This is a genomic window from Chryseobacterium sp. MYb7 (genome assembly GCF_002979455.1).
Lineage (GTDB): Bacteria > Bacteroidota > Bacteroidia > Flavobacteriales > Weeksellaceae > Chryseobacterium.
On the sequence record NZ_PCOU01000016.1, the window covers coordinates 108694 to 115878 of the forward strand.

A 7185-nucleotide genomic window follows, 5' to 3' on the forward strand; every position below is an offset into this window, starting at 1 on the left:
GTTCTTTTTCGGAGCGGTTTATTTTTTTCTGAAATTTGTATCTTGGATGCCATTATTAAAGAAACTTTTCCGGAAAATAAACATTTTATGAACTCAACCTCAATCACCACAGCGCAAAGAATCAAAGCCATCATAGGCGGATCTATCGGAAATCTTGTTGAATGGTACGACTGGTATGCATATGCAGCCTTTGCTATTTATTTCTCCCATTCATTTTTCCCGGATTCTGACCTGAATGCCCAACTGATGAATACCGCGGGAATATTTGCAGTAGGTTTTTTGATGCGTCCTATCGGTGGGTGGATGTTCGGAAGTATTGCAGATAAAGTGGGAAGAAAAAAAGCGATGACTCTTTCTGTTCTTCTGATGTCTTTTGGATCTTTACTGATTGCCCTTACCCCTACTTACGAATCTATAGGTATTCTGGCTCCTTTATTACTTTTATTGGCAAGATTACTTCAGGGGTTGAGCGTTGGCGGTGAATATGGAGTTTCTGCAACTTACCTCAGCGAAATGGCCACACAGGACAGAAGAGGATTTTATTCAAGTTTTCAGTATGTTACTCTGATTGGCGGACAACTTATAGCATTGGGAATTCAGCTTATTTTACAGAAATTATTACTGACAGAAGCACAACTTGAGGAATGGGGATGGAGAATTCCTTTTGTAATCGGAGCGATGCTATCTATTATCGCATTATACCTCCGAGCCAACCTTCATGAAACAGAAGCTTTTGAAAATAAAAAAGAAGTCAGCGAAAAGAAAAAAGGAACTGTAAAAGAATTACTGAAGCATCCTAGAGCGCTGCTTACCGTTGTAGGGTTAACTTTAGGAGGAACTCTGGCTTTTTATACGTACACCACTTATATGCAGAAATTCCTGGTCAATACCGTACACCTTACGAAAGAAGAATCTACATTGGTGTCATTTATTTCGCTGTTTATTTTTGCCTGTCTGCAGCCTGTATTTGGAGGTTTATCCGACAAAATCGGAAGAAGACCGCTTCTTTTAGGCTTTGGCATTTTGGGAACTTTATGTACTGTTCCCCTTCTTACAGCATTGAGTACAACCACATCAATATGGAGTGCATTTTTTCTGATTATGGCTGCTTTAATTATTGTAAGCGGATATACCTCCATCAATGCCGTGGTAAAAGCAGAACTTTTTCCGTCCGAAATTAGGGCGCTTGGGGTAGGTTTGCCATACGCCATTACAGTTGCAGTATTTGGAGGAACGGCAGAATATATTGCGCTTTGGTTTAAAAAGATTGGTTCTGAAGAATATTTTTACTGGTATATTACCGGATGTATTCTCTTTTCTTTGGTTGTTTATATCGGAATGAAAGATACCAGAAAAACCTCTACACTGGATAAAGATTAGCTTCTGATAACTTTATAAAAATCGCGCGCCGCAGAGGATCTGCGGCGCGTTCTATTTTTTAATGATAGGCCTGTTTAAATTTTTCAATCATACTATCCAGATTATGACGCTGGACGTATATACTCTTTACCTCTTCATACCTCGGCGATTTGTAGAAAACCTCGTGGAAATCCATACTACCGTTTCCTACTTTTACAACTTTCTGTACTTCGATATTCAACTTTCTTAATTCGTCTTTGAAGACTTTAAATTCATCTTGGATACTACTGCTCATTAATATTTCTAGTTTTTTAGTTAAAAATTCCATTTACCCCTTCAAATGCCGGGGGTAATCTCTCAAATTCCGAATAAAGTTAGTAAATTTATTGACACAAAATAACACTTTGGCAATATTTTATTATTTTTTTTACAAATAGTCAGTCAATATTATTCGATTGATACATATTCCGTATTTTTAACCCGTCAAAAAATTGTAACAACCTTATACAAACCATGAATATTAAAGCATTTTTCTCTTTATTCTTTTTAATTCTGCTTACTTTCCTTCATGCTCAGAAAATGGAATTTAAAGCACCGGTTTATGCTACGATTCAAAAAAATATTGAGGATAAAAATTCAGAATTCTATTATCCGAAGCTTTTAAAAAGATTAAAACAGAACGATACGCTTCTTACAAGCAATCAATACCGTCATCTTTACTTCGGTTATACCTTTCAAAAAGAATACAAACCCTATAAAATAGGGAAGAAAGCTGAAGAGGTAGTCAAATATTATCGCGGAGAAGGTATTTCACAAAAAGATCTGTCCAAAGGAATCCAATTATTTCTGGATGTTTTGGATGAAAACCCACTGGATCTGCGTGCTATGAATTATCTGGCTTATTTGTATCATTTAAATAAAGATGATGTTACTGCTGAAAAAATTGCCGGAAATTTTCATGGATTATTAAATGCCATTCTTACATCCGGAGATGGACTGAAATGTGATACCGGTTTTCATGTTATTTCCGTTACAGATGAATATGTACTTTTAAACAGGTTTCAAATGGAAACCCAATCACAAAGTCATAATGGAAAATGTGATTATCAGGAATTTGAAAAAGGGAAATATAAGATTCCAGGATTTTATTTTGATATCAGCAGGTTTTACGGAAGAATATTAGATTAATTTTTCTGGAATTTTTACTATTTAACAACAAATTGCTACAATAAATTTCATATGATTTCGCCCTGACAACAGGGATTTCGGAGAAGAAGAAATATTTTTTTCAAAAAAAAATAAATTTTTGTGTAACATTTTTTTAAGGCTCGTCTCTAAAAGACAAATAAACTTTAAAACTTTAGAAATCATGAAAAAATTCACATTCCTTCTTATCATCATGTTATTTTTTTTAGCGGTATGCAATATATTCGGACAGGAAACAGCATATCCTTTTGAAGTAAAGAAAACCGGAAAAGGAAATCAGTCTCTACTATTTATTCCGGGATTTGCCTCTTCAGGTGATGTATGGAACGAAACAACGGCAAAATTTGAAAAAAATTTCACCTGTTATACTTTAACGATGTCCGGATTTGCCGGAACAAAACTACAGGCAGATGCCAGCTTTAAGGATTGGGAAAAAGGAATTGCCACCTATATCAAGAATAATAAAATTGACAAACCTATAATCATCGGGCACAGCATGGGAGGAGGTCTTGCTCTGGCTATCGCAGCAGACTATCCTGAACTTGTCGGAAAAATCATAGTTGTAGACGCATTGCCGTGTCTGGCAGCAATGGCTGATCCTAATTTTACATCCAAAGAAAATAATGACTGCTCCTCTACTATTGCTCAATTAACCGCTATGAATGATGAACAGTTCCGTAAAATGCAGACTCAGGCTATGCCACGTCTTCTGGCAGATCCTTCTATGCAGGAAACTGTAATCGAATGGAGCATGAAATCTGACCGAAAAACATTTGCTAAAATGTACTGTGATTTTTCCAATACCGATCTCAGAGAAAAAATAAAAAATATACAGTGTCCTTCTCTTATTCTTCTGGAGTCTTATTTTGTCAATTTAAAGCCCATGATCGAAGAACAATATAAAAATCTGAAAAACACCAATATGCAGTACGCTTCAAAGGGTTTACATTTCATCATGTATGATGACAAAGAATGGTATTTTAATCAGCTTACTCACTTTTTATCTGAAAAATAATGGTTTTTGAAGAGATATATGAACTCTACTGGCAAAGGATATTCCGTCTGTGCATGGGATACGTGAACGATACTAACCTTGCTCAGGATCTTGCTCAGGAAACCTTTATTATTGTCTGGCAGCAGCTTCCTAAATTCAGGAATGAATCCAGCATAGGAACCTGGATTTTCAGAATTGCCTCCAATAACTGCCTTCGACAGATTGAAAAGGAAAAGAAATTTTCTAAAACAGATCTCCCCATTAATCTGGAAGAGAAAAAGCAGGAGTCTATGGAACCTCAGATACAAATGCTCTATCAGTTTATTTCGGAGCTCCCTGAAACAGACAGAATCATTATTTCATTGGAGCTGGAAGAGGTAAAACAAGCGGAAATAGCTCATATCGTAGGACTTTCAGAATCCAATATCAGGGTCAAGATTCACAGGATAAAGGATAAATTAACGCAAAAGTTTAAAGAAAATGGCTACTAATATAGATTTCAAAAACATATGGAAGCAGCAGACTTCCAACAAACCCAATATGGAAGAGCTTCTCGGAAAACTGAAAAAATTCAGAAACCACAATCTGCGCAGGCTGATCCTTACTAATATTGGATTAATAGCAACTTCATTATTCATCCTTTTCATCTGGTACTGGTATCAGCCTGAAATGATTACCACAAAAATAGGAATTATAATGGTTATTCTAGCCATGGTTATTTTCCTGTTTGCGTATAACAAAATGTTTATGGTGTTTTACAAAATTGATCAGACACAGTCTAACAATGAATATCTCCAAAGCTTATATGTGGTAAAAAGCAAGCAGAAGTTTATGCAGACAACGATACTCAACTTGTATTTCATCATGCTGTTTTTGGGAATTTGCTTTTATATGTATGAATACACTTCAAGAATGACTCTTGGATCAGGTATTCTTGCCTATGCTGTAACATTGGCATGGATTGCTTTCAACTGGTTTTATCTGAGACCAAGAACCATAAAGAAACAACAAGGGAAACTTGATGAATTAATTAATAAATTTGAAGAGATCAATAATCAATTAAAAGAATCATGATATCTTCAGACAACAAAAGCCACTGGGAAAACGTCTATGAAACCAAGAATCCGGATCAGGTAAGCTGGACTCAGAAAAAACCTCAGACATCGCTTGATTTTATCAGGTCTTCCGGATTGGGAAAAGATGCCAGCATCATTGATATTGGTGGTGGAGACAGCAATCTTGTCGATTTTCTCCTTGAGGAAGGTTATAAAAACATTACAGTACTTGATATTTCCGCCAAAGCTTTGGAGAAAGCACAGGAAAGACTGGGAGAATCGGCCAGTAAAGTAAAATGGATTGCTACAGATATCACCACTTTCGAACCTTTAGAAACCTATGATATCTGGCATGACAGAGCGGCTTTTCATTTTCTTACAACACCGGAACAGATTTCAAAATATATTGACATCGCAGAAAAAAGTGTGAAGAACTGTCTGATCCTCGGAACTTTTTCCAAAAACGGTCCTACGAAATGCAGCGGATTGGATATTCAGCAATATGACGAAGGGTCATTATCAGAAAAATTTGAAAGAAGTTTTAAAAAAATTCAGTGTATTACAGAAGATCATACCACGCCCTTTGAGACGGTTCAGAATTTCGTTTTTTGTAGTTTTAAAAAATTTTAATTATTTATGTGTATTTTTTATTTATTTTTAGATCCACAACTCTTAAATGAAAAATACTATGAAAAAATTATTATTTCTGCTTATTTCAGGGGCATTCTGCTCCAATTTTTATTCACAAAGTTTGAAATTCCAGGAATGCGGAACCGATGAATTAATGAAAAAACATTATGAAAGGTATCCGGAAGAGAAAGCTCAGGACGATGCTTTCAATCTGAAGTTATCAAAAATGATCAAAAGCGGAAAGTTGGCTTCTAAACTCAACAATCAGGTGTATGAAATTCCCATTGTTGTACACGTTGTAGGGGACGGAAGCGCTGTGGGAACTACCAATAATAAGTCTGATGCCGATATCATTGCATGGGTCAATTATACCAACGGTGTTTTTGCAGGAAACTCTACCAGTGGAATGTCGGGAACAAGTGCTATTCTGCCTGTAAAGTTTGTTTTCGCCACTAAAGATCCTAGCTGCAACGCAACCAACGGGATCAACAGAATCAATGCTTCTGGTCTTCCTAAATATGTAAGCGGAGGGGTTAATAATGATAATACCACCAATGCTGTAACCGCTTCTGAGATTACTACAATGGGAATGTGGGATACTTCAAAATATTACAATATTTATGTGGTTAAAAAACTGACTTCCAATGCCGGAGGACTGAACGGTTTCGCCTATTATCCTGGAGGAAGCAATGATTACGCTTTTATGGCGACAAGTGCTTCTGCTGTGAATGCACAGACATTAGCACATGAATTTGGGCATGCTCTGGGGCTTAGACATACCCATCAGGGATACAATGAAACTACAGGAGATTGCCCTGTCAATGCCGACTGTACGTTAGAGGGAGATCTTGTTTGTGATACGGAACCCATGAAAAGTCTTTACCACTCAACAGTTCCTCAATCATGCCAGACGGGACAAATTAACCCTTGTACAAGCCAGTTATATAATGGAGGGGAAAGAAATGTGATGGCGTATACCTACTGCTTCAGAAATTTATTTACACAAGGACAGGCTGACAGAGCAACAGCTCAGCTTTTACAGTACAGACAGTCACTAATCAACTCACAGGTTGCTTCTACTGCAACTATTAATAACAGTTCTACTTTAACGAATGCATGTACCCCTGCTTCTATCACCAATCCAGGAGGATACAACGTAGGAATTACTTCTGTAAAATTCGGAAACATCAATAATTATTCAAGCAATTACAAACAGGCAGTCAATAATTTTTATGAAAACTTTACAGGGACTTACTGCTCAGGAATATCCAAAACTACGATTCCTCAAAACTCAGCAACAACCCTTACTGTAGCTCCCGGAACCAACAATTCTCACATTATTAAAGCTTATATTGATTATAACAATGATGGTCAGTTCAGTGAAACGACAGAACTTGTTCTTAACCAAAGCGGTGTAACCACCGGTTCGTTCGCTACCGCTCAGGTAACTCCACCTGCAAATGCTGTAACCAATACTCCTTTAAGAATGAGAGTAATCGGAGAATTCAACGGGACAGCAGTAACGGCATGCTATACTCCGAAATACGGACAGGTAGAAGATTATTCTGTAATCATTGAAACGCAAGCATTATTAGCAGTAGAAAATGCTGGATTGAAGAATTCGTCTGTTATTTTTAAAGATGAAAATTTCGTATCCGTGAGAAGTAATGCAAAAATATCTTCGGTACATATTTATGATGCTTCAGGAAGATTACTATTGAGAAAAACAGATATAAAATCTTCAGAATTCAAATATCCGGTTGATCAGAAAAACATCATCATCACCGCTACAGCAGTACTGGAAGACGGAAAAGTAATTACTAAGAAATTAAAATTTTAAATTATTTTATTCATAAAAATAGAAGAATCTGTCTCACAACTGAGGCAGATTCTTTTTGTTATAAAAGTACTTGTTTTACTGTTTTATTTTCATTACATTTA

The 7185-nt window shown here is 36.3% G+C and carries 8 protein-coding genes; 7 read left to right on the top strand and 1 reads right to left on the bottom strand.

The features are described 5' to 3' along the window. The first annotated feature begins 87 nt into the window (after positions 1 to 87). Positions 88 to 1380, top strand: coding sequence for an MFS transporter (locus tag CQ046_RS13975; protein WP_105702873.1), 1293 nt, complete (start codon positions 88 to 90; stop codon positions 1378 to 1380). A gap of 58 nt (positions 1381 to 1438) precedes the next feature. On the opposite strand, the gene CQ046_RS13980 is transcribed toward CQ046_RS13975, so the two are convergent. Continuing rightward, a complete protein-coding gene (locus tag CQ046_RS13980) occupies positions 1439 to 1654 on the bottom strand; it encodes a hypothetical protein (protein ID WP_034696179.1) in 216 nt (71 codons plus the stop codon). Positions 1655 to 1872: 218 nt separating this feature from the next. On the opposite strand from CQ046_RS13980, the gene CQ046_RS13985 reads away from it, so the two are divergent. From CQ046_RS13985 to CQ046_RS14010, 6 genes are all read left to right on the top strand, one after another. Next, the gene (locus CQ046_RS13985) at positions 1873 to 2547 is read left to right on the top strand and encodes a DUF4919 domain-containing protein (RefSeq protein ID WP_105702864.1); all 675 of its coding nucleotides are present in this window, start codon (positions 1873 to 1875) and stop codon (positions 2545 to 2547) included. Between the two features lie 181 nt (positions 2548 to 2728). Beyond that, a complete protein-coding gene (locus tag CQ046_RS13990; RefSeq protein ID WP_105702865.1) occupies positions 2729 to 3580 on the top strand; it encodes an alpha/beta fold hydrolase in 852 nt (283 codons plus the stop codon). After that, positions 3580 to 4050: an RNA polymerase sigma factor gene (locus tag CQ046_RS13995; protein ID WP_105702866.1), complete on the top strand. Its 471-nt coding sequence runs from the start codon at positions 3580 to 3582 to the stop codon at positions 4048 to 4050. Before CQ046_RS13990 ends, CQ046_RS13995 begins: the two co-directional genes overlap by 1 nt. Next, on the top strand, positions 4040 to 4633 hold the full coding sequence (locus tag CQ046_RS14000) for a hypothetical protein (RefSeq protein ID WP_105702867.1): 594 nt from the start codon (positions 4040 to 4042) through the stop codon (positions 4631 to 4633). Before CQ046_RS13995 ends, CQ046_RS14000 begins: the two co-directional genes overlap by 11 nt. Beyond that, positions 4630 to 5244: a class I SAM-dependent methyltransferase gene (locus CQ046_RS14005; RefSeq protein ID WP_105702868.1), complete on the top strand. Its 615-nt coding sequence runs from the start codon at positions 4630 to 4632 to the stop codon at positions 5242 to 5244. Before CQ046_RS14000 ends, CQ046_RS14005 begins: the two co-directional genes overlap by 4 nt. A gap of 58 nt (positions 5245 to 5302) precedes the next feature. Then, on the top strand, positions 5303 to 7084 hold the full coding sequence (locus CQ046_RS14010; protein ID WP_165790519.1) for a M43 family zinc metalloprotease: 1782 nt from the start codon (positions 5303 to 5305) through the stop codon (positions 7082 to 7084). Positions 7085 to 7185: the final 101 nt, after the last annotated feature.